The organism is Pedobacter psychrodurus (assembly GCF_032678585.1).
Classification (GTDB): domain Bacteria; phylum Bacteroidota; class Bacteroidia; order Sphingobacteriales; family Sphingobacteriaceae; genus Pedobacter; species Pedobacter psychrodurus_A.
Genome location: NZ_JAVTSN010000037.1, coordinates 47,478 through 70,596 on the forward strand (window position 1 = coordinate 47,478; position 23,119 = coordinate 70,596).

The 23,119-nt window shown below is 38.4% G+C and carries 23 protein-coding genes; 8 read left to right on the top strand and 15 right to left on the bottom strand.

Features of this window, described 5'->3' with window-relative positions; genetic code table 11:
• Positions 1-23 precede the first annotated feature (23 nt).
• Together folP and cdaA are read left to right on the top strand one after the other, a co-directional pair.
• On the top strand, positions 24-878 hold the full coding sequence (gene folP, locus R2S57_RS21700) for a dihydropteroate synthase (protein WP_316847039.1): 855 nt from the start codon (positions 24-26) through the stop codon (positions 876-878).
• Positions 879-1,166: 288 nt separating this feature from the next.
• The gene (gene cdaA / locus R2S57_RS21705; RefSeq protein ID WP_230145952.1) at positions 1,167-1,958 is read left to right on the top strand and encodes a diadenylate cyclase CdaA; all 792 of its coding nucleotides are present in this window, start codon (positions 1,167-1,169) and stop codon (positions 1,956-1,958) included.
• A gap of 326 nt (positions 1,959-2,284) precedes the next feature.
• On the opposite strand, the gene R2S57_RS21710 is transcribed toward cdaA, so the two are convergent.
• From R2S57_RS21710 to R2S57_RS21760, 11 genes are all read right to left on the bottom strand, one after another.
• Positions 2,285-2,695, bottom strand: coding sequence for a BrxA/BrxB family bacilliredoxin (locus R2S57_RS21710; protein WP_029275606.1), 411 nt, complete (start codon positions 2,693-2,695; stop codon positions 2,285-2,287).
• A gap of 99 nt (positions 2,696-2,794) precedes the next feature.
• Positions 2,795-3,274 carry a CCC motif membrane protein gene (locus R2S57_RS21715; RefSeq protein ID WP_316847040.1) on the bottom strand — a complete coding sequence of 160 codons (480 nt, stop codon included), beginning with the start codon at positions 3,272-3,274 and terminating at the stop codon, positions 2,795-2,797.
• Positions 3,275-3,282: 8 nt separating this feature from the next.
• Positions 3,283-3,603: a DUF2752 domain-containing protein gene (locus R2S57_RS21720; RefSeq protein WP_316847041.1), complete on the bottom strand. Its 321-nt coding sequence runs from the start codon at positions 3,601-3,603 to the stop codon at positions 3,283-3,285.
• Positions 3,584-4,018: a YkvA family protein gene (locus R2S57_RS21725; protein WP_316847042.1), complete on the bottom strand. Its 435-nt coding sequence runs from the start codon at positions 4,016-4,018 to the stop codon at positions 3,584-3,586. The genes R2S57_RS21720 and R2S57_RS21725 overlap by 20 nt, the downstream gene beginning before the upstream one ends.
• Positions 4,019-4,036: 18 nt before the next feature.
• Entirely contained in the window at positions 4,037-4,921 is an 885-nt protein-coding gene (locus tag R2S57_RS21730; RefSeq protein ID WP_316847043.1) for a YARHG domain-containing protein, read from the bottom strand.
• A gap of 20 nt (positions 4,922-4,941) precedes the next feature.
• On the bottom strand, positions 4,942-5,568 hold the full coding sequence (locus R2S57_RS21735; RefSeq protein WP_316847044.1) for a DUF2306 domain-containing protein: 627 nt from the start codon (positions 5,566-5,568) through the stop codon (positions 4,942-4,944).
• Entirely contained in the window at positions 5,569-5,976 is a 408-nt protein-coding gene (locus tag R2S57_RS21740; protein WP_316847045.1) for a hypothetical protein, read from the bottom strand. It lies immediately after the preceding gene.
• A gap of 109 nt (positions 5,977-6,085) precedes the next feature.
• On the bottom strand, positions 6,086-7,603 hold the full coding sequence (locus R2S57_RS21745) for a GH3 auxin-responsive promoter family protein (RefSeq protein WP_316847046.1): 1,518 nt from the start codon (positions 7,601-7,603) through the stop codon (positions 6,086-6,088).
• Positions 7,604-7,765: 162 nt separating this feature from the next.
• On the bottom strand, positions 7,766-8,506 hold the full coding sequence (gene lptB, locus R2S57_RS21750; protein ID WP_316847047.1) for an LPS export ABC transporter ATP-binding protein: 741 nt from the start codon (positions 8,504-8,506) through the stop codon (positions 7,766-7,768).
• An 83-nt stretch (positions 8,507-8,589) separates the two neighbouring features.
• The gene (gene recJ, locus R2S57_RS21755; protein WP_316847048.1) at positions 8,590-10,290 is read right to left on the bottom strand and encodes a single-stranded-DNA-specific exonuclease RecJ; all 1,701 of its coding nucleotides are present in this window, start codon (positions 10,288-10,290) and stop codon (positions 8,590-8,592) included.
• A gap of 103 nt (positions 10,291-10,393) precedes the next feature.
• A complete protein-coding gene (locus R2S57_RS21760) occupies positions 10,394-11,719 on the bottom strand; it encodes a sulfatase-like hydrolase/transferase (RefSeq protein WP_316847049.1) in 1,326 nt (441 codons plus the stop codon).
• 112 nt (positions 11,720-11,831) lie between these two features.
• Between R2S57_RS21760 and R2S57_RS21765 the strand changes: the two genes are divergently transcribed.
• Entirely contained in the window at positions 11,832-12,599 is a 768-nt protein-coding gene (locus R2S57_RS21765) for an MBL fold metallo-hydrolase (RefSeq protein WP_316847050.1), read from the top strand.
• A gap of 281 nt (positions 12,600-12,880) precedes the next feature.
• Here the strand turns inward: R2S57_RS21765 and R2S57_RS21770 are convergent, their stop codons facing one another.
• Positions 12,881-13,468 carry a YceI family protein gene (locus tag R2S57_RS21770; protein WP_316847051.1) on the bottom strand — a complete coding sequence of 196 codons (588 nt, stop codon included), beginning with the start codon at positions 13,466-13,468 and terminating at the stop codon, positions 12,881-12,883.
• A 287-nt stretch (positions 13,469-13,755) separates the two neighbouring features.
• On the opposite strand from R2S57_RS21770, the gene R2S57_RS21775 reads away from it, so the two are divergent.
• The 4 genes from R2S57_RS21775 (at position 13,756) to R2S57_RS21790 (ending at position 16,061) form a co-directional block, all read left to right on the top strand.
• Complete coding sequence (locus tag R2S57_RS21775) at positions 13,756-14,205, top strand: hypothetical protein (protein WP_316847052.1); 450 nt, start codon at positions 13,756-13,758, stop codon at positions 14,203-14,205.
• Between the two features lie 316 nt (positions 14,206-14,521).
• Complete coding sequence (locus R2S57_RS21780; protein WP_316847053.1) at positions 14,522-14,773, top strand: hypothetical protein; 252 nt, start codon at positions 14,522-14,524, stop codon at positions 14,771-14,773.
• 79 nt (positions 14,774-14,852) lie between these two features.
• Complete coding sequence (locus tag R2S57_RS21785; protein WP_316847054.1) at positions 14,853-15,161, top strand: DUF4157 domain-containing protein; 309 nt, start codon at positions 14,853-14,855, stop codon at positions 15,159-15,161.
• A 315-nt stretch (positions 15,162-15,476) separates the two neighbouring features.
• Positions 15,477-16,061, top strand: a complete 585-nt coding sequence (locus R2S57_RS21790; protein ID WP_316847055.1) for a hypothetical protein — start codon at positions 15,477-15,479, stop codon at positions 16,059-16,061.
• Positions 16,062-16,406: 345 nt separating this feature from the next.
• Here R2S57_RS21790 and gcvP read toward each other — a convergent pair whose 3' ends face one another.
• Entirely contained in the window at positions 16,407-19,283 is a 2,877-nt protein-coding gene (gcvP, locus tag R2S57_RS21795; RefSeq protein WP_316847056.1) for an aminomethyl-transferring glycine dehydrogenase, read from the bottom strand.
• A 351-nt stretch (positions 19,284-19,634) separates the two neighbouring features.
• Here gcvP and R2S57_RS21800 point away from each other — a divergent pair, with 351 nt between their 5' ends.
• Positions 19,635-20,486 (top strand): hypothetical protein, encoded by an 852-nt coding sequence (locus tag R2S57_RS21800; RefSeq protein WP_316847057.1) that lies wholly within the window; start codon positions 19,635-19,637, stop codon positions 20,484-20,486.
• Positions 20,487-21,426: 940 nt separating this feature from the next.
• Here R2S57_RS21800 and R2S57_RS21805 read toward each other — a convergent pair.
• Both R2S57_RS21805 and R2S57_RS21810 read right to left on the bottom strand, forming a co-directional pair.
• Positions 21,427-21,990 (bottom strand): hypothetical protein, encoded by a 564-nt coding sequence (locus R2S57_RS21805; RefSeq protein WP_316847058.1) that lies wholly within the window; start codon positions 21,988-21,990, stop codon positions 21,427-21,429.
• 198 nt (positions 21,991-22,188) lie between these two features.
• On the bottom strand, positions 22,189-23,088 hold the full coding sequence (locus R2S57_RS21810; RefSeq protein WP_316847059.1) for a DMT family transporter: 900 nt from the start codon (positions 23,086-23,088) through the stop codon (positions 22,189-22,191).
• Positions 23,089-23,119: the final 31 nt, after the last annotated feature.

Consider the following 23,119-nt stretch of genomic DNA (forward strand, 5'->3'; position numbering starts at 1 on the left):
CCCAAATCCCGAAAGGGTTTATTATGGCAGAAAAAAACTTTTTTGAGCCCAAACAAAGCTTAAATATAAAAGGTAAACTTATCGATTTAAGTACACCAAAAGTGATGGGTATTCTAAATATCACACCCGATTCTTTTTACAGCAACAGCCGCACAAAATCGATAGATGAAGCCTTAAACAAAGCTGCTCAATTTTTAAATGAAGGTGCCACATTTATCGATATCGGCGGGTACTCATCAAGACCTGGCGCTAAGAATATTTCGACAACTGAAGAGGTTGACCGCCTGGTGCCTGTGGTAGAAAGTTTAGTAAAAGCATTCCCTGAAGCCATTATTTCTATCGATACCTTTAGGGCTAAAGTTGCCGAAGAAACTGTTTTGGCCGGTGCACATATCATTAACGATATTGCTTCTGGCGATATGGACGAATTGATGTTCGAGACGGTAGCCAAGCTGCAGGTACCTTACATGATCATGCACATGCAGGGCACACCACAAAATATGCAGCAAAATCCGGTTTATAACAATGTATTACTGGAGGTAATCGATTATCTGGCAAAAAAAATTGAGGCACTTAAAACACTTCACATTCATGATGTCATTATTGACCCGGGCTTTGGCTTCGGAAAAACTATTGAACACAATTATGAGCTTCTTAATCAGATGGAGGCTTTTAAGATCTTTAAACTTCCGATATTGGTGGGTTTCTCGCGTAAGGGAATGATTTATAAAACATTGGGCACTTCTGCAGTGGAGGCCCTAAACGGAACTACCGTACTCAATACCATTGCCTTGCAAAAAGGTGCAGGTATTTTAAGGGTACATGATGTTAAGGAAGCGGTAGAGTGCGTGCGTTTGGTAGAAAGGTTAACTGGTTAATTGCCTAAATTGGTTAATCGACCACAGAAGGTTAATCCGTTAACTGTTTAAATTGGTTATTATTTGGCCCTGATTTTTATATAAACCCGGGGCAATGTGCTAACTTCTCCTTTAATTCGTCCTGCTGAACTTGTTTCAGCATCTATTTTTGAGTAATGACCCTGAAATAAATCTGATAGTTATCGGATCAGGGTGACGATAATTCACAAACAGTTAACCGATTAACCAATTTAAACAGTTAACCTATCTTGCTTGTAAACTGAAAACCATTTTGCTATCTTGCCACAAATGAAAGGTTTTGATTTTGATTTCCTTAAAGTATCGCCAACTGATATCGTTGATATCATTTTAGTAGCCTTATTAATTTACTACGTTTATACCCTCATCCGCAATACACTAGCTGTTAACCTGCTTGTTGGAATGTTTATTATTACAGTTTTTTACTGGATAGTAAAGGCATTACACATGGAATTGTTAACCGCTATCATAGAGAAATTTATGAGTGTGGGGATCATTGCACTGATTGTAATCTTTCACCCGGAGATTAGGCGTTTCCTTTTATTGATCGGAAAAAATGCCTTTTTACAAAAAAACAAAGCCTGGTGGGGTTATTTATTCGGCAGGAAAGAAATCGAAAGAAACAATTTAACCCGCATAAAACCCATTATTGATGCCTGTAAAAGCATGAAAAAAACCCGCACAGGTGCTTTAATGGTATTTGTTAAATTTTACGATGAACAATTTTTCGCAAACAGTTGTGAACTTGTTGATGCCAAAATATCGAAACGTTTATTGGAAAGTATCTTTCAGAAAAACAGTCCGCTGCATGATGGTGCTGTGGTGATTTCAGAAAACAAAATTAAAAGTGCCAGTTGTATTTTGCCCTTAACGGATAATGATCAGTTACCCTCACAGTTTGGTTTAAGGCACCGTGCAGGTATCGGCGTTTCCGAAACGACTGATGCTGTTGCCGTAATTATATCTGAGGAAACCGGAGAAATATCGTATGCCAAACAAGGCAGGGTAAGAATGAATGTTTCGTTCGGGGAGCTGGAGAAATTATTAAATAAGGATTTTTAGAGAGCACAGATTAGGGGATTGAAGGTGATTATACCGTTTTGGGAAATTGTCATCCTGATCCGATAGCTATCGGATGCAACGAAGGATCCCAGCTATGAAATACTGAATTTTCGATTAACGGAACATACACGATATAGTAAAGACCCTTCGACTCCGCTCAGGATGACAAACAGAGAGAAATATCCTGTGTATAGGTGTTTCCGTGGCAAAAACAATCCTTTAATAAAACCCGTAAAACTCAAAATGGTGAATGTTTCCACTCACCATTTCATTATAATTTAAATACCTTCTTATCGGTGTTATCGAATAATCTGTGTAATCAATTTTTAGCAATATTGCTCAAACGCACCGATCAGGTTATCAGCGATCATTTGTGCTGGTCTGCCTTCAATTTGATGACGTTCGATCATGTGAACCAGTTTACCATCTTTAAACAATGCCATTGCCGGAGAAGATGGAGGGAAAGGCATCATGTAATTTCTTGCCTGATCTACCGCTTCTTTTTCCATGCCTGCAAATACAGTAACCAATTTATCAGGATGTTTTTCGTGTGCTGCTGCTGCTCTAGCTGCCGGACGTGCATTTGCTGCCGCGCATCCACAAACAGAGTTTACCACTACCAACACAGTACCTTCGCCTTTAATAGCTTGATCTACGTCTTCTGCGTTTTTTAATTCTTGAAAACCTACGTTAGTTAATTCCTTACGCATTGGCTCTACTAAATATTCTGGATACATTATCTTTTTTTTTATTTACAATTTGAACGATACAAAAATAAGAAAATCGAATGGCATGCACCATCCGATTTATATTTTTAAGGTAAAATTAAATTATACCTATTTCATTCCCCTTAAAAAACCTTCAAACATACTTGGGTTCGCAACTACACCTACAATAATCAGTATAAACATCACGATCATTAGTGCACTCAAAATGGTTGCAATCATGCCACAGATTTTACCTGCTTTAGCATTTTTATAGGATGATTCGGTATATACTCCTGGATTCATTTCATACTTTTTCATATCACCCGCACCTAATATCCATGCAATTACACCGAAAATCAATCCGAAGATGCCGTAAAAGCAACATGCCGGCAAAGCCAAAATCCCCAACACCAGCGAAGCCGTAGAATTTGGTAAGTTTTGCTGACCAAAGCCTCCGCCTCCAAACTGCCCAAATGGTGGTGGCTGTTGAAATGGCGGTGGTGTTACCGGACCATTGCCAAGTGGTTGAAAGGGTGCAGGTTCTGGATTTTGACCTTTTGAAAGATCAATGGGTTTATTTTCTTGAGGGGTTTCCTGTTCTTCTGACATAGTTATATTTAGATCAATTGGTGAGTATATATTTTGTAAATGTAATTGATTAAGATAATTACTGCAACACCTGCAAAAACGATTTTAATAAGCTGTGCCCCAAATTTAAAATCTACCTTAAGGTGAACAAGTGTAAACAACACCACGAATATTAATGGAATTGTTGCAGGATAAAACTTAAATGAGGCAATTAAATCGCCGCGGAATAAAGCCAGTATGGAACGCTGAAGGCCACAGCCTGGACAATCTATCCCAAAGTGAGCCTTAAAGGGGCAGCTAAAAAGATGTTCGCCTATCCAATCAAAAAAACTACGATGCGGTTGAGCCATCTATATTACCAATAAATTTGATCTGCGCATCCTTCCAAACTTTATATTTTTCCAGATCTTTAAGCACCTGCCTATATACCAGATTTAAAATGTAGATATCATCAACAAAACCCAGTACAGGTACAAAATCAGGAATTACATCTATTGGCGACAAAAAATAAATCAATCCACCTAAAATGGCAATAATCGATCTTTTTGGAATTTCGGTATAATCGCCGTTCACATAATCTTTACTCACAGCAAACAACAGCAGCAGTTTCGACCAAACCCCTTCCAGATCACCTTTATTGCTGACTGCCTTTCCCAGGGCATCTTTAATCGTATTGCTAGCCTTTGTTTTATCACTTAAGATCACAGAAGCTTTACTTTCTGATTTTTTAAAGAAACCCAATATTTTCTCCCTGTTCAATTTCATGGTTAATCAATGTACAAATTAACGGCCAAAAGCATCATAATTGTCTTCGGCATATTTGGTAAAACGATCTAACAATACAATATTTTTGTTCTCAATGGCTGTTAAATCATTATCAACGTTGTTTTTTACCGGAACATACCATTCTACTGGGTCGAAGAAATTTCTGAAAGTTTGTTTTTTAAAGGCATAACCATGTCTGGCAAAAATGGTATTTTTAATAATCTGTAGGTCCAACTTCCTTAAATTCTTCACCTCTTCTTCCTTTAGTAAAGCTGCTGAAGCATTTAATTTAAAAATCTGTTCAGATGCGCTTCTGTAAAAAGTATTTGCGCCTAACGAATCGATACTCCCATCTTCAAGGGTATCTAACCTTTCTACCATTTTGTGGTCACTCCAGTCTACATATTCCATTTCGGTTGGCAACATACGGTTTGCGTTATATTCGAAAGCCTTTTTCAGTAATTTAAACTCTTTTTCAGGCCATTTCAGCTCCTTTTTATAAGCATTCCATTTGCCGATTAGTGTGTCGCCAACCAGGGTGATTTCAAATTTCCCATCATATTTATCGGTACCCGGTTCGTCCAGTACAAAAGTGATTTTACTGCCATCTTCTGATAATTTCCCTAGTAAAGGGCGGCTATTCCCCGAAACCACACTTTGTGCAATCACGGTATCTTTGGTTATTCTTTTAATATTGATATTCAGTTTTTTAACAGCATCCGACATGTCTCCATCGTATTCCAGTTCATCGGTTGTATAAAAATCGCCAACCCAAAAGCCATACAACTCTTTGTGGATTTCCTGTTGTGCAATGCCAGTTGGTTTTTCTTTTTTTGTTTTTTTGGTGTCTCTGCACGAAAGCATCAAAAAAGGAATGAGTGCGAGTAATAAGATTTTTTTCATTGGTATATAATATGTTAAGGTCAAATAAATTTCTTTTTGATCAGCCACTCGGCGATCAGTAAATTAGGTATCCAGCCCAGCCAGGCAATAATCTGGTATACATCCATCGGGGCAGGATGAAATAAATATACTAAAATAACTTTCCACAGCCTTAAGGTAATGGCAGAAGTAGCCAAAGCAAAACTGCGGTACATCAACTTTTTATGGTCTATTACTTTGCGTTTTAAGATCAGTAGAGTGGCTTTTAAGGTAAACCAGAACCACAAAACACCTAAAATGATAAACGATGTTTTAGCCATTACACCGCCATTGGCGAACCAGCCGATAAAGACACCCGATGGTGCGGCAAATAACAAAACAAAACTTACATATAAATATCCCAGCCACTTATGTACTTTGGGATATTTGGCTAAAATTTTTGCATTAAACTGTGTAAAACCCGCCAGTAGCACAAATATAGCGCTGTAAACGTGTACATAAAATATGGGAAGATAAGCTTTGATCCCTGATACTTCAGTCTGCTTAATATGCAGAAAAGAGACCTCACTGCTTAACGGAATATAACGAAGCGTAATCTGCACCATTAACATAAAAAAATAGGCAAAAAACAACAGCCAGGCTATCCGTTTATAGCTTATGTATTTCATCTATTTTTTATTGAACAGCAAAAGCAGTTTTTTATCGAAAGCTATGGCAACCAATTGTGCGTTTACCACATCATCTTCGTAAAGCTGTTGCTTTTTGGGATCGAATACAAACCGGGCGATAACAGGCATCCTGTCCGCATAACTTTCGTGCAGGTTAAAGTCATAGGTTTTGGAGTATTCTTGTGATGGATCGGTTTTAGGATTAGGGCTACTTTCGAGCATAATGCCATAAGAGGTGCCTCCATTTTTAACAATCCTTTCGTAAAGGCCTTTGGTAAGCTGCTTACATCGAGGAGAGGTTTCTACAATTTTATAGGCAATCTGTGCTTTATAGCTCTCTTTAACCTGAGCTTTCAATTGATAGGTAAATGATCCTAAAAATAAAAAAAGGATGAGGAGGTTTTTCATGGTTGAGTAGCGGGATTAATTATTACCTATTACATTGAGCTTGTCGGGATAGTTTTTACAAGGTCTTCGACAGGCTCAGACTGACATGTGTACATGATATTTATTAAATTTAAGAAGATTTCATCATTTCCAAAATATCATCCACGTATTTACGTTCATTGGCCAGGCGTGGTACTTTATGCTGTCCGCCCAGTTTATCTTTTGCCTTTAACCAGTTGTAAAACGTATTTGCAGGTGCATTGTGCACCTTAGGACGCGCTAAGGCCATATCTTTAAAACGCTTGGCATCATAATCAGAATTCACTTCGCGTAGTGTATTGTCCATGATGTCGACAAACTTTTCAAAATCGTTTGGTTGTTTATCAAATTCGATGATCCATTCGTGCCCACCAGCCTTCTCATCTTTAAAGTAAATAGGTCCGGCGGTATAATCTTTTATTTCAGCGCCGGTTTCCTGACAAGCTTTGGTTAAAGCCTGTTCGGCATTATCAATAATCACTTCTTCGCCAAAAGCATTGATAAAATGTTTGGTTCGGCCGGTAATTTTAATGCGGTATGGAGAAAGCGAAGTAAATTGGATGGTATCTCCGATCATATAACGCCACAAACCGCCATTAGTAGAAATCACAATGGCGTAATTTTTATGTAGTTCTACTTCCCCCAATAATAATGCTTTGGGATTTTCTTCGCCAATGTTTTCCATCGGAACAAACTCATAAAAAATACCATAATCGAGCATTAGCAACATTTCATCAGAGTTGTCCTGATCCTGAATTCCAAAGAACCCTTCAGATGCATTATAGGTTTCCAGATAATACATCTCATCGGATGGAATCAGTTGCTTAAACTGCTCACGGTATGGCGCAAAGTTTACTGCCCCATGAATATACAATTCGAGATTGGGCCAAACTTCCAGTAAATTCTGCTTACCGGTTAATTCGAGTACTTTTTTCGCCAATACGATGGTCCAGGTGGGTACACCAGAAATGCTGGTTACGTTTTCGTTAATGGTGGCTTCTGCCATTCTATCCATCTTGATTTCATAATTATCCATCAAAGCGATAGACATATCGGGTGTACGGTAATATTCGGCCCAAATGGGAAGGTTTTTGATCAGCACAGCCGATAAATCGCCATAAAAACAATCTTCGTTTAGCTGGTTCACCTGATGGCTTCCACCCAGCACCAAACCTTTTCCGGTAAACATCTGGTTATCGGGGCGGTTATTGCAATAAATAGAAAGCATATCCTTACCCCCTTTAAAATGGCATTCTTCCAGTGATTCCTGGGAAACAGGAATGAATTTACTTCTGTCGCTCGTAGTACCCGATGACTTAGCAAACCATTTGATATCGGATGGCCAAAGGATATTCTGCTCACCATTGAGCATGCGCTCAATGTAAGGTTTTAAAGTATCGTAGTTTTGAATGGGAACACGTTCCTGGTATTGCTGGGGAGTTAAAATGGATTTATAATCATACAACTTGCCCCATTCAGTATTTTCAGCACTATCAATCAGCGTGTGAAACCACTCTTCCTGAACGTCGTATGGGTATTTCATAAAAAGCTCGATCTGGTGGATCCGCTTTTTCATTAACCAGGTAAAAATCGAATTTACAAATGCCATCTTAAATGTTAAAATTAATGAGCATCATTTCATCATACGTTTCTACACACTTTTTATTCACAGCACATCGGTTTACAGAAATTTTTTCAAGCATAAAGTTTAGGCAACACACGAAATGAATATTTGTTTGTCGGTTGAAATCATTTATCGTTGATTAAGCGATTAAACATCAAATTTCTTGCGTTTCAGTACAAAGTTCGATCCAAGGTAAACTTTTCTCACCATCTCGTTTTCGGCCAAAACCTCTGGCACACCCTGTTCTAAAATTTTACCTTCAAAAAGCAAATAAGCCCTATCGGTAATAGAAAGTGTTTCTTGTACGTTGTGGTCGGTAATTAAGATCCCTATGTTTTTGTGTTTCAGTTTGGCCACAATACTTTGGATTTCCTCTACCGCAATCGGGTCTACCCCGGCAAAAGGCTCATCCAATAATATAAAATTAGGATTGGCCGCTAAAGCACGTGCAATTTCGGTACGACGGCGCTCGCCACCTGATAACAAATCGCCACGGTTTTTACGAACTTTGTGCAAGCTAAACTCGTTGATCAGTTCTTCAAGTTTATCTCTCTGTTCCTCTTTACTCAAATTACTCATTTCCAAAATGGCAAGAATATTATCCTCAACAGTAAGTTTTCTAAAAACCGATGCTTCCTGGGCCAGGTAACCGATTCCCTTTTGCGCCCTTCGGTACATTGGATCTTCGGTAATTTCTTCCTCTTCTAAAAAAATGCGCCCTTCGTTCGGTTTGATCAAACCTACAATCATGTAAAAGGATGTTGTTTTTCCAGCGCCGTTAGGACCTAAAAGGCCAACAATTTCTCCCTGGCTTACATTAAAGGAAACATTATTTACAACGGTACGCTGCTTATATTTTTTAACCAGATTTTCGGCTCTTAATATCATATATCGATCGATATCCTTCGGTTGTCACATTGAGCTTGTCGAAATGTCCTTCGACGGGCTCAGGATGACACCTTTGGAAATAATTAATTAACTTTTATTCCTTTAATATTTAACTGCAAACGTTTCTTATCTCTCCACACATTTTCTTCTAACGTATAACAAACAGAAAATGGCACTTTTGGTTGCAAAAGGTTTTGAAATTCTGCCAATCCAAATGCAATACCCTCAAAAATAGCCGAATTTTGTTGTTTTATATTAATTTTTAAATGATTTTGCCCAACTGCCATTGCATGCTGTGCAAGGTATACATTATGCGTCACAAATATCGGCGACATATTCTCTGGTCCGAATGGTCCCATTTGAGATAGCACCCGAAAAAACTTACCATCAATCTGTGTCAGTTCGATTTCGGCATCAATTCTGATCATGGGCGTAAGCAGCTCCTCCGTAATACTGGCCGATACAATTTCTTCAAACTTGTCGGCAAAGGCATCTACGTTGTGCTGTTGCATAGTTAAACCTGCCGCAAATTTATGCCCGCCATACTGGTCTAATAAATGCGCACAGCCGCTCAAGGCTTCATATAAATCGAAGCCTACTACCGAGCGGCAAGAACCTGCCACATGTCCGTTAGATTTCGTCAATACAATTGTAGGGCGATAATATTTTTCCGTTAAACGCGAAGCTACGATCCCGATTACACCTTTGTGCCAGTTTTCGTTAAAAACAACGGTTGTTTTTTTGTTGATCAGGATATCACTTTCACCAATCAGCGCCAAAGCCTCACGGGTAATGTCCTGATCGTAGGTTTTACGTTCGGTATTTTTAAGGTTGATGAGTTCGCTTTGCTCCAAAGAGTTACTATCAACCTGGCAAAGCAACATGGCTACGGCATGTTTTGCATGATCGATCCTTCCGGCGGCATTAATCCGCGGACCTAATGTAAAAACGACATCGGTAATGCTATAATTTTCGGTTTTGCCCGAAACTTCCATCAAGGCACGTAAACCTTCACATGGATTGGAGTTTAATTTTTTTAATCCGTAATAAGCCAGTATTCTGTTCTCGCCAACAACCGGAACAATATCTGCCGCAATACTCACCATCACCAAATCTAAATATTGCAGATAGGTTTCTTTTGGAAGCTGATGTTTTTGTGCGTAGGCCTGCGCAAGTTTAAAACCTATACCGCAGCCGGCCAATTCTTTAAAGGGATAAGGACAATCTAAACGTTTTGGATCTAAAACAGCAATGGCTTTAGGCAATTCGTCACCAGGCAAATGGTGATCACAGATAATGAAATCGACACCAAGGGTATTGGCATAATCAATTTTATCGATCGATTTTATACCGCAATCTAATGCAATGATTAAAGAAAATCCATTTGAGCTGGCATAATCAATCCCAGCAGTAGAAATGCCATAACCTTCTAAATAGCGGTCAGGGATATAATATTCTATATTTTCAGTGAGTTGGGAGAAGAAACTGAAGGCAAGTGCAACGGAAGTTGTACCATCTACATCATAATCGCCATAGATCAGTATTTTTTCGTGGGTGGCCAATGCGGTTTCGATACGGGCAATAGCGACATCCATATCCTTCATGATAAAAGGATCGTGAAGATGATCAAGATCTGGTCTAAAAAAATCTTTTGCCTGATCAAAATCACAGATATTCCGCTGCACCAATATCTGTGCAAGTGAGCGATCTATGTTGAGTTGTTCTGCTATTTCTGTTACCGTAGCGTCATTGCAATCTGATGCCAGCACCCATCTTTTTTCCATTTAATTCTGTCTCCGAACAGTAAATATACATTTTAATTGGATATGATAGTGGTAATGTTTAGTTGCGCAATAAACAAAGGCTTCATTAACAAAAAGTTAGGTTTTACTTCGAATTTCCAGGATAAGCCTGATAAAGTTTCATCAGGTGTGCTTTCTGATCAGCATATTTTGCATCATCAATTAAATTTACCCGCTCTGCTGGATCCCACGATAAATTGTACAGCTCCGTTAGTTCTTTATCGTCTTTTTTGGTAATCCTCAATTTCCAATCACCATCTTTTACGCCCTCTAAAACGTAATTGTGGTAATAGATTGGGCGGTGCGGTTTATTGTAATTTTTAGTAGTAAGCAAAGCAGAAACCGATTCGCCATCATATACTTTTTGAGGCAATTTACTTTTGGTCCACTCGGCCAGCGTAGGAAAAACATCCAGGTTTGAAATGGGCTTGGTTAACTGGCTATTGTTAAGCGTATGGCCTTTCCAATATACAATAAAAGGAACACGGTGACCACCCTCATAAGATATACCTTTTGATCCCCTGAAAATCCCTGCCGAGCCGACATGATAAAATTTGGTAAAACCATCATCGTACATCCGCTGTGGCGCATTAATCCATGGACCATTATCGCTGGTAAAAATAAAAATGGTATTTTCTGCCTGTCCAGAGGCGACTACCTGCTTCCAGATTTCAGCTAAACCAGCATCCATATCTTCGATTACATCGCCTAACTCACCACCTGCCGAAGGTGTTTTTCTACTCTTTAGTGCAGCAAAAGCAACAGGCAGATGGGGCATGTTCTGTGCCAAATAAAGAAAAAACGGTTTTTTAGCCGCAGCATTTTTCTTAATAAACTTGATCGATTCGCGGGTATAAGAACTTGTTAAAATGCTATCGTGCGGTTTGTAAATCTCCGGTTTGGTATTTCTGAAAATCTTGATCGTGGTATCCGTTTTTACATAGGGTGCCCGATAATCGTGACTGTACAAAAGTCCATAAAACTCATCAAAACCCTTTTTGTTAGGGAGCGAAACCCCATGGTCGCCCAAATGCCACTTACCAACCAATGCGGTAGCATAACCCGATTGTTTAAGCATCTGTGCAATCGTAATTTCATCTTCAGGTATACCACGTTTATCGCCAGGACCAATTGGCCATGGCAAATCCATCCTGCTGCAATACCTACCGGTAAGTAAAGAAGCCCTCGATGGAGTACAGGTTGGCGAGGTGGTCACAAAGTTGGTTGCTTTTACTCCTTTGGCCGCCATTCCATCCAGAAACGGCGTTTTAATCAACGGACTTCCATAACATGAAATATCAGCGTAGCCCATATCATCGGCCAATACAATAATTACATTTGGTTTTTTCTGTGCTTTTAACTGCGTAGAGAAACTTAAAGCCAGTATAAGAATAAAGATGCGGAGATTCATGTCCGAAATTTAAGCATCATATTTTACAAAAAAAGGAAGTATCCAAGCTTTTACCAAAACAAATACTCATGATTAGATTGTTATCTTTGTAGAAACATTAAAGATCTACATTTTGCAAGTTCACACCCTATTCGAAGGCACCTACTCTGTTGACGCATCAAAGAAATTTGTGCCTTTCGACCCCGCTATACATACTTTTAAAGATAGACCCGCTTCATTATTCATCAATGTTCAGCCTTTTTTGGTTGAACTGAAAAACGACCTTGTTCTTTTTGATGCGGGTTTAGGGTTTAGTGATGACCCGGGCGAGCTGATTTTACATAAAAACATCCGTAATGCCGGTTTCGACCCTACTGATGTAACCAAGGTATTGATGTCGCATTTACATTACGACCATTCTGGCGGTATGATCCACAAGCAAGGCAACGATAAGATTGAACTGAGTTTCCCTGATGCGGAGTACGTGATTAACCGAGGCGAATGGGAAACCGCTTTTAGCAGTACCTCCTCCTCATACCATACCGATATTTTTGATTTTGTACAACGCAATGCCCAATTAAGATTTGTAGAAGGCGATGGTTCATTGGATGAAACCATTGCTTACGAATTTACTGGCGCCCATTGCCCCAACCACCAGGTTTTCCTTTTAACCGAAGGCAATCAGAAAGTATTTTTTGGCGGTGATGTATTACCTGAGCCCGAAGAACTGGTTAAAAACTTTATTGCCAAATACGATTTCGATGGCCGCAAAGCAATGGAACTACGTAAAGAATTTGGAAAAAGAGCAGCTGAAGAAAACTGGGAGTGTTTATTCTATCATGGCAAAAGTGCCGCTACAGGATTTGTAGATGCTGTTGAAGGTGGATTTCGGATAAGATAGTTCATTGGTCATTGGTCATTGGTCATTGGTCATTGGTCATTAAGATGAAACAGATCGATGGTGGATTTAGTACGAATTAAAGACTAAAAAACCGTTTTATATTTCCTTTAAATTGTGATTGGCTAAAGCCCTACCACAATGAAATTCTTCTTCGCCTGATTTACTCATCACTCATTCATTGTTGCCTGCTTCAGCTGGCATAAAACAAAAAAAAGGTCTCGATAAGTATCGAGACCTTTTGCATTTCAAGCCCTCCCATTCAGGGGAGGCTTGGGTGGGGTTTATTTCTTAGCTACCAATTTAACAGCCAATTCGAAGTTATCATCAATTGCTTTGTCGCCAATGCTATCGAAGAATGATTTCGAACCATATTTGATGTCGTATTTAGTTCTATCAACAATAATTTTACCAGCTAAAGCCGAAGCTGTACCATCTGCATTAACCGTTACAGTTGCAGGGAAGCTTAATGGTTTAGTAATACCTTTGATGGTTAAATTACCTGATACGGTTACGTTTGCACCTGAACCAGCAACTTTAGTAATTACGAAAGTTGAAGTAGGGAATTTAGTAGTACCGAAAAAATCGTCTGCTTTTAAGTGACCTTCTAATTTAGCGCTGCCATCAGCATCTTTAATTGAAGCCATATCGATTACAAAAGTACCGCCAGTTACGCTTTTACCATTAACGGCTAAGCTACCTGATTGTAAAGCAATAGTTCCGTTGTGAGAGCCTGTTACTTTTTTACCAATCCAGGTAATGGTAGATTTTGCTGCATCTACAGTATAAGTTACTGGTTTAGTTGGGTTTTTAAAAGCTGACAATGCTACTACTGCCACTAATAAAAAAATTGAGCTGATTTTTAATTTCATTTTCTGGTTTTTTAAAATTTGATACAAATATAGATGAACTATTAATCTCTTGTTGTTGACCTATGGTAAGTTTTTTCAAAAGTAATCGGATTTATTTAAAATCATTCTATTGACTGCATGATTATGGGAAAGGTTTAATTTGTTCGAAAGAAAAAAAGGTGGAGGATAGAAAGGCAAAATTCGATTATAGTTACCTAAAAGAATGCCAATAACTGATATTTATCCTGGTTACCATTATTTGCAGGAAAAAATAATATCCTATATTTAAAAAATAATCCAAAACGCTCATGAAAAATAAATTTTACGCTCCATTCTACCTGTTATTCCTGTTATTTTCTTTAAGCAGTTGTAATTTTAACAGCACTTACTTAAACCGTGAAGAGGATAAAAAAGACGCCGAAAAGGTATCGGATCAATTTTATGCCTTGCTTGAGCAAAAAGATTTTAAAAAACTAAGTCCGCTTCTTAGCAATCAATTTAAAGCAGTAACCAGCACACCAAAATTAAATGACTATTTAACCGGAATTGTAAATAAGCTTGGTGAAATAAAGAGCAAAAAACTAGATCACTGGGAGTCTAAAGTGATAAGAGGTTCAAATGCTTCATCCAATTATGTACTTTATTATATTGTGGAAAGAGTAAAATTTCAATCGAAAGAAACGGTTACCTTAACTGGAGAAAACAATCAGATTAAAGTTTTAGGCTACAATGTAAATTCTGAAGGTCTGTTCAAGTAGGAAGAGCACTTGTGTGTTTTTCTATGATAAGCTTAATTAATGCCTCATTCTGAATAATGGCGAGGATAAAAAAATACAAGGTAAAAGTTAATACCCTCCTATGAAAAGCAAACAACTTTATTTTTCGATAATCTTATTTTTTTTTTAGCAGGATGTAGTAAAAGAGTAATTTCATTTAAAGAATGATCGGATTAATAAATACCACAAACAGGGATTTATAGTTAAACTAAATGATGACACAATCAATCCAGAGTTCTATTTTTTAGATAGGAATAACATTTAAAAAACGATTTTTTTAAAATACCAGAAAACTATTTTGGTTTACCAAAATAACACTTCAGCTCAGTATACCTTCCTTGCTAGAGCTATTGAACATGCTAAAACTAATACTACAAAAGAGATTAATATGATTGTTATAAATGGTATTCCATTTTCAACTGATGACTTTAACAAAATTAAAATTGAAAATAATAGCATTAAAAATATTCAACATTTAAAAGTTGACAGCCTCGGTATCCAATCTTGTTTTGGACAACAAGGTGATATCTTATTGATACGTACAAACTAGAATACGTTAATTCAATTTAAGGACGCTCACTTCTGTTTTTATCCGCAATAGGAACCGTTTTATTTTTATAATTTATATCATGGCAAAAAACTTACCCAATAATTTAAAAAATGGCATTGAAGCCCTTTCGGGCCATTCGATAGATGATGTTCGTGTTCACTTCAATTCTGCTAAACCTGCGGAATTAACTGCTCACGCCTATGCCCAAGGTACTGAAATTCATATAACACCAAACCAAAACGAACATTTGCCGCACGAAGCATGGCATGTAGTACAACAAAAACAAGGCAGGGTTAAAGCAACTACCCTAGTAGACTCCAATACAGTTGTTAATGATGATCTAAGTTTAGAAAAAGAAGCAGACAAAATGGGTGCAAAAGCAAACTGATATTTAACTATGGCCATCCTAGTGGCGTATTGCCTTTGCAGTTTACAAAAGAGCACCCACCTTTTACAACAAAGCACCCGCTTTTTACAACAAGGCACCCGCTTTTTACAACAAGGCATCCGCTTTTTACAACAAGGCACCCGCCTTTTACAACATGCTGACCCAAAGTGAATATTGATTACGCATAGTTAAATATTGCCTTTGCATATTCTGTTTCGTAATCAGGACATTTCATCCCACAACAACCGTTGATGTATATGTTCTGGAAAAATTATAATATTTATGGAATAATAGCCTTACTAACATCTTAAAAACATGAAAAAAATAACACTTCTCTTTATCTTTGCAACAATATTTAATCTTGCGGCATCTGCTCAAGCTGTATCAAGTAAAGAAAAACGGTTTTTAAAGTGGTTTTTTACCGAAAACCTAAAAATCAAAGACAAAAAAATATATTACTTAGATCAAAATCATATTGGCTTTGCTGAAGAGCTCAAGAAATCTTTTGATAAAGATACTTTGAGAGGTTTTAAATTTAACACCTTAGTAAATGAGATAGTTTATACTAAAAAAGAGAAGGTATTCGTACTTAATGAAATTGAAAAAATAAAAAAACAAACCTTGCCAGATCATATTCTTCCTTTCGCGAAATCCATTAGTCAGGATAGCTTAAACCAATTATTTAAAGGCATAAATAAAGGTTGGGAAAATATGTATGAAAAGGGTATCCGTGGTTATTACCAGTTTCATAAACCAATTTTTTTCAGAAACGGTACTTTCTGTATTTTTCAGTACGGTTATAGTTGCGGCTTTTTATGCGGTTATGGAAGCACCAGTGTTTATAAAAAGACTGAAAAGGGCTGGGAAGAATTTATAGAATTCAGTAATTGGGTAAGTTAATTAACCAGCAATAAAGAAAGAGATAAAAGTTTTATACTTCCAACCCTTCATTAGTAAACCTGATAGCAGTGGAAATCCTTTTTGTTTTGCAGCAACCTTGAATATACTGTCATGCTGAGGCACGAAGCATGACAGCAGCTACAAAAAGATTGAAGCGCCCGCCTGTCGCATGGGCAGGGCTGCAATCCCGATGAAAAACCAACATTCTTTTCCAAAAAAAATCTGCAGGTTTTATGAAATGAATCCATAAAACTTGCAGATCAATATATTCGTGAAGACACGAACCTGGGCGTTTGGACTAAGGCAATGGAAAGGAAAACTCTGTACTTTCTACCCTCTACCTTACTAAGGTACGATTTCTTCTAAATAACTTTCAATAGGCGGACAAGCACAGATTAATGCCCTATCGCCATGGCTATCGTTAACACGACCAACGGAAGGCCAGAACTTGCGTTCTAATACATAAGGAAGTGGGAACGCAGCTGTTTGACGGCTATAAGCATGATCCCATTCGTTAGCCGTGATGACCGAAACCGTATGCGGTGCATTTTTCAATGGGTTATCTGTTTTATCTAAAGTACCGTTTTCTACCGCGGTAATTTCGTTTTTAATCGCAATCAATGCATCACAGAAACGATCTAACTCATGTTTAGGCTCCGATTCGGTTGGCTCAACCATCAAAGTACCCGCAACCGGGAACGAAACTGTTGGTGCATGGAAACCGTAATCCATTAAACGTTTTGCAATATCTGTTACTTCGATACCGAATGCTTTGAACGAACGGCAATCTAAAATCATTTCGTGTGCACAACGGCCCTGAGCGCCTGAATAAAGCACGGGATAGTGTTGTTCTAAACGCGCTTTCATGTAGTTTGCGTTTAAAATGGCATATTTAGTAGCATTGGTTAAACCTTCAGCACCCATCATCGCAATATAAGCGTGAGAAATGATCAGGATCGAAGCCGAACCCCATGGTGCCGATGAAACTGCAGAAATAGATTTTCCTTTATCGATATCAACCACAGCATGACCTGGAAGATAAGGAACCAGGTGTTTTGCCACACCGATTGGACCCATACCCGGACCACCACCACCGTGAGGGATACAGAATGTTTTGTGTAAATTTAAGTGACAAACATCGGCACCAATATTGGCCGGGCTTGTTAAACCAACCTGTGCGTTCATGTTTGCACCGTCCATGTAAACCTGTCCGCCGTTAGCGTGGATGGTTTCGCAGATTTCGATAATGCTTTCTTCGAACACACCGTGTGTAGATGGATAAGTTACCATTAAACACGATAGGTTATCTTTATGCAATTCTGCTTTCGCTTTTAAATCTTCAACATCAATGTTACCATTCTCTAAAGATTTAACCACTACAATTTTCATATCGGCCATTGCTGCAGAAGCAGGGTTGGTTCCATGTGCAGAAGCTGGAATTAAGGCCACATTACGATGGAAATCGCCTCTATCGTGGTGATAAGCACGGATAACCATTAAACCTGCGTATTCGCCTTGGGCACCAGCATTTGGTTGTAAGCTCATGGCCGCAAAACCGGTAATTTCACTTAACCATTTATCCAGTTCGTTAAAAACCGAATAATAACCCAATACCTGATCGGCAGGGGCAAATGGATGTACACGACCAAAGTGAGACCAGGTAACCGGGATCATCTCTGCCGTTGCATTTAATTTCATGGTACAGCTACCCAAAGCAATCATTGAGTGGCAAAGCGATAAATCTTTTGCTTCTAACGATTTGATATAACGCAACATCTCATGCTCTGAGTGGTGTGCATTAAAAATTGGGTGGGTTAAATAAGCCGAAGTACGTTGTAAAGCAGCAGGGATAACGGTTTCTACATTTTCTTCTACCTCAACCTGATCAGCAGCAATAGCCTTAACTTTAGCAAAGATTTTAGCAATTAACGCTACATCTTCGAAAGTACTGGTTTCATCGAACGAAATGGTTGCCACATTACCAACATAGTTTAAGTTGATTTCGTTGTCGATACATCCTGAGTGGATACCACCTTTTAAATCACCTAAATCGAAACGGATGGTATCGAAATAAGCTGAGTTTAATTGCTCAAAGCCTAAACCTTTTAAAGTAGCAGCCAGGCTGATGGCCAAACCGTGTGTACGTTCTGCAATGGCTTTTAATCCTTTCGGACCGTGGTAAGCGGCATAAAAACCAGCCATGATAGCCAATAATGCCTGTGCAGTACAGATGTTTGATGTTGCTTTATCTCTACGGATATGTTGCTCGCGGGTTTGCAAAGCCATACGTAAAGCGTAATCGCCATGACTATCGATGGTTACACCAATAATACGGCCTGGGATATTACGTTTATATTCTTCTTTAGTGGCAAAAAAAGCAGCGTGCGGTCCACCAAAACCCATTGGTATACCTAAACGTTGTGTAGTACCTATTACTATATCTGCTCCCCACTCGCCCGGAGGCGTTAATAAAGTTAAGCTTAAAATATCGGCAGCTACCGTTAATTTAATATTTAACTGGTGCAATTCAGCTGCGAAGTTTTTATAATCGAAAACTTCACCGTTTCCTGCCGGATATTGAACAATTGCGCCAAAGAACTCTTCTGTAGCGACGAAATCTAAATGACTTCCAATAACCAGTTCAATACCGTATGGATTGGCACGTGTTTTTAAGATATCTATCGTTTGAGGGAAAACCAGTTCGGATACAAAGAATTTTTTAGCCGCCTGATTTTTACGCAAGCTGTATTGCATAAACATCGCTTCAGCAGCCGCAGTACCTTCATCCAATAAAGATGCATTGGCAATTTCCATTCCGGTTAAATCGATAACCATCGTTTGGAAATTTAACAAAGCCTGTAAACGGCCCTGAGCAATTTCTGCCTGGTATGGTGTATATTGTGTGTACCATCCTGGGTTTTCAAATACGTTACGTAAAATTACTCCTGGGGTAATGGTATCATAATAACCTTGACCGATAAAGCTTTTGAAAACTTTATTCAACAATGAAGTTTGTTTTAAAGCACCAAGATATTCAGTTTCTGATTTCGCTGCAGGCAAATTTAAAGGCTGTTTCAACCTAATTGCTGTTGGTACAGTTTGTTCAATCAGCTCATCAATAGAATTTACGCCAACAGTTTGCAACATTTCGGCTGTATCTGCCTCATTTGGTGCAATATGACGATTTTGAAAATCTTCCTTGTAGTGGATATTTAAGCTCATGCGGTATGAATAATAAATTTGCGTGCAAATGTAGCAAAAATGACGTTGTATTTCACTATCAATCAGTGTAAAAAAGGCGTCTTATTTACACTTAAAAGCGACAAAATTGGTAGATTTTATTCATAAACAGAAAGACAAACGTTTGTTCATTTTCGACTAATAACCTGATAATTTGGAAAGCCATTAATATTCTGAAATTTAAATCTGTTGACACCATTAATTTCAATCTTTTTACAACTTGTTATATTGTGGCACGAACTGCTCACAGTGTAAAATAGAAGCTACTTAAGGGAAGTAAAAAATCCATTTTCATACATTTGAGATGCTTTAACCCCACCATATGCTTTATTTATGTCCATAGCTAATAATAACGTTGCTCTTCTTGTTCATGCCTGCGATCGCTACGAATTCCTGTATAAGGGCTTCGATTACACTTTTTCAGCAAACTGGGATTTTAACATTCCTTGCAGTTATTATTTCGCAACAGAAGTAAAAAGCGCTGAGGTGACTTGCTTTACAAATATCAAATCGGGTGCAGGCGAATGGGCTGATCGTTTAATCACGCTGTTAACAGGTTTAGAAGAAGAGTATGTACTCTATTTCCAGGAAGATATGTGGTTAAACAAAACGGTTAATGCTAAATTCTTTTCCGCATTGTTCGAACAAGCCATCGAAAACGATTGGCAGCAGGTTAAACTCCACAGCGCCAGCGTGTATAAAACTAAAGAAACCACCAACTTTATTGAAGGCTTTAATATCTCGGAGTTAGATAATGAAGCCTCACAATTTCTCATGTCGCACCAGGTTACCCTTTGGAAAAAAGATTTTCTACTTGCACAGCTCCACAAAAAAGAACATCCCTGGAGAAATGAACGCAAAGGGACCAAAAGGTTAAAAAAATTAAATCCCTTAATCCTTCACGCCGACTGTTTTGCAGAAAATGGCGCAGCAGAAATCAATAAAAATAAAAATCCATCCCTTCGCAGTGAGTATTATGCCGTTTCATTTAACAGCACCTTAAACCACAATGCGGCCCGGTTTATCGAGATATTAAAATCAGGCAGCCAAACTCAAAAAGAATATGCAGCAGAACTGCAAAACCATTACGACAATAATTTAACACACGATGGCAAAGAAAGACCTAAAAAGGTAGATGTGTTTAAGCAGTTCAAAAACTTTATTCAGAAAAGAATTGGTAATTAATTATTGCAGATCTTATGATTTTGGAAAGCAACAGCTGTGCTAAAATTTAGATTTGCTCGCGCAATTTGCTACAATCTTTTCGCTATTCTTGTCATGCTGAGTTGCGAAGCATCTAAAGGCTATGAAATACTTGCCCGATACATCTACCACTAGAACACAACTTTGGAAGCTATATTTGTTATTTAGCACACATTCCTAGTGCGGTCGTCATACTGAATTTATTTCAGCATCTTTCCTGATATCAAATGAACTTAAAACTGAAAAAGTAATATTTACACATAAATATTCATTTTTTCCGCTTCTATGCCGCGGGGGCATGGTACTTTGGAGCGCCAAAGTACCCAAAGCGCTTTGTCATCCGATAGCTATCGGATCCAGTAAGGGACCTTTTGCACAATCCCTCGCACATCAAAAAAACAGCGGCACTTCGTTTAATCAGAAGTTGTTCAAGTTTTCTTTGGTCTGATTGAGCCCTTCGGGGTTTGTGTTCGATACTCGTGAGAAATTTAGATGAATGAGTATGAACACAAAACCACTGCGTTTCAGGTTTGGAAGTGCTATTTGTATTGTCCTGCAACTGTTTTTTTTATTCTCCTGGCCCTTGGGATTGACGGCGTTCTTCGGTAAGGCCAGTGATATATTAATGGGGGTTAGCAAGATGCCTAATTACCATGACCGAATAGATTTCTCCTAATAGTAGCCATGCGACAAGCGGGCGCTGCAATCATGCTACCCCTTGTCATGCTGAGGCACGAAGCATCTACAGGCTATGAAACAGATGCTTCGTGCCTCAGCATGACAGTATATCCAAGGTTGCGGCTAACAAAAAGGATTTTCGCTTCTGTCGCGTTTAGAAACGATGGAAATTGCAAGAAACATAGGTTGCAGGGTGCTTAGGTATTACGCTTTTTCTTTGGTCTTTCAGCCTTAGTCTTCTATTCTACTTCTGCACTTTCCAGCCTTCATCTTTACTCAACTTTAATTTATAGGTCTTGGTAATGAAGTTGCTGTTTTTGTTTGCCTCTTTATCAAATGGTTCGAAATCTGTAGTAGTCATTTTAAGTGATACCGTAACTTTTGCCGTGCTTGAGTTTACCTGGGCAAAATCAACAGGTTTCTCATCTGATAAAACGTATTCTACAACTTTTACGGTAGCTTTATCACCATCCTGCTTCAACACCAACGGACTCGCTTTATCGGTTAAAGTGATCTGATACACATAGCTGCTATCTTTCGATAAGAACTTTTTCTTCGCTTCCTTTAAACTTAATGAAACCAAACCTTTACTGGCCAAAGATTTATACTTCCCCAGCTCGAACATATCGTTTGTACTGTTAAATTTCATCTCCCCAAACTTAAAACGGGTGGTTTTATACTCAGGGTTAGCCTTTAAATAATCGGTGATTACCTCTGCAGCTTCATCCTGGTTGATGGTGGTTTTGGTTTTACATGCCGATAAGCCAACGATGATAAAGGACAGAATATAAATGGTAAGTTTTTTCATGTGTATATGCTTTATGCTTTTTAAAGATATTTAATTTTAGTTTAACCGCAAAGCGCACGAAGTTTATTAATCTTTACGGTTATAACCACAAAGGCGCCAAGAACACGAAGCATATATTCAAGTCATGATATAAATGTATAAATCCTCCTTTGCACCCTCTGCGTTTTCATTTTGTGGCCTTTGCGGTAAAAAGTAGACCTAAGTCCGTTTTAAGTATTTTAAATTTGGCAAAACCATCGCCGATAGAATCACCACAACACCAACCCACCTTAAAAACGATACCTGCTCTTGCAATACAAAACCAGCCATCATTACGGCCACAGGCAATTCTGCCGCACTTAATATCGAACTCACGGCTGTTCCAATTCTGGGTACACCCTCTGCAAAAAACAAAGGCGGAATAACCGTTCCGAAAACGGAGATAATCAATCCCCATTTTAATAAACTTCCACCCAAAGCACCATTAAATAAAAATGTTGGCGGAAAAATAATGAAAATCAGTATACATGCGCCGGTAATCATCAAAGCGCTTTTTTGCAACGCAGGGTATTCATTACCAATTCTGCCGCTGAGCAATAAAAAGCCGGCATAACAAATTGCAGCTAACAAACCGAAACCAATGCCTTTAAAATTCATGCTTCCGAGACTCGTTTCTACCATTCCACTAGCCAAAACTGTTCCACCTAAAACCAATACGATGGCTAAAAGCTGTAGGCCTGTGGGTTTCTTTTTAAAAATGAGATATTCCATCAGGATGCTCATCCAGATAAATTGCATCAACAGAATAATAGCAACCGAGTTGGGCACAAGTTTTACACATTGGTAGTAAAAGATACTGACCAATCCCGTACACGTTCCTGCCAACACCATTTTCCACCAGGGTGTTTTAATGGTATTTGCTTTGGCTTTGTAACCTGCGGTTTTGCTCTGAAAGAAAAACAATAGCCATAAAATTACCGCTCCGAAAAAAGCCTGAGCACCAGTAACATCACCTAAAGTATAACCTTCGTGATAAGCCAGTTTAACAAAAGTAGAAAGGATACCAAAACTACAGGCACCGAAAAAAACAAGGAGGATTCCTTTTAACATATATTTCATTGTTTAACCGCAAAGGGCACCAAGGATTTCG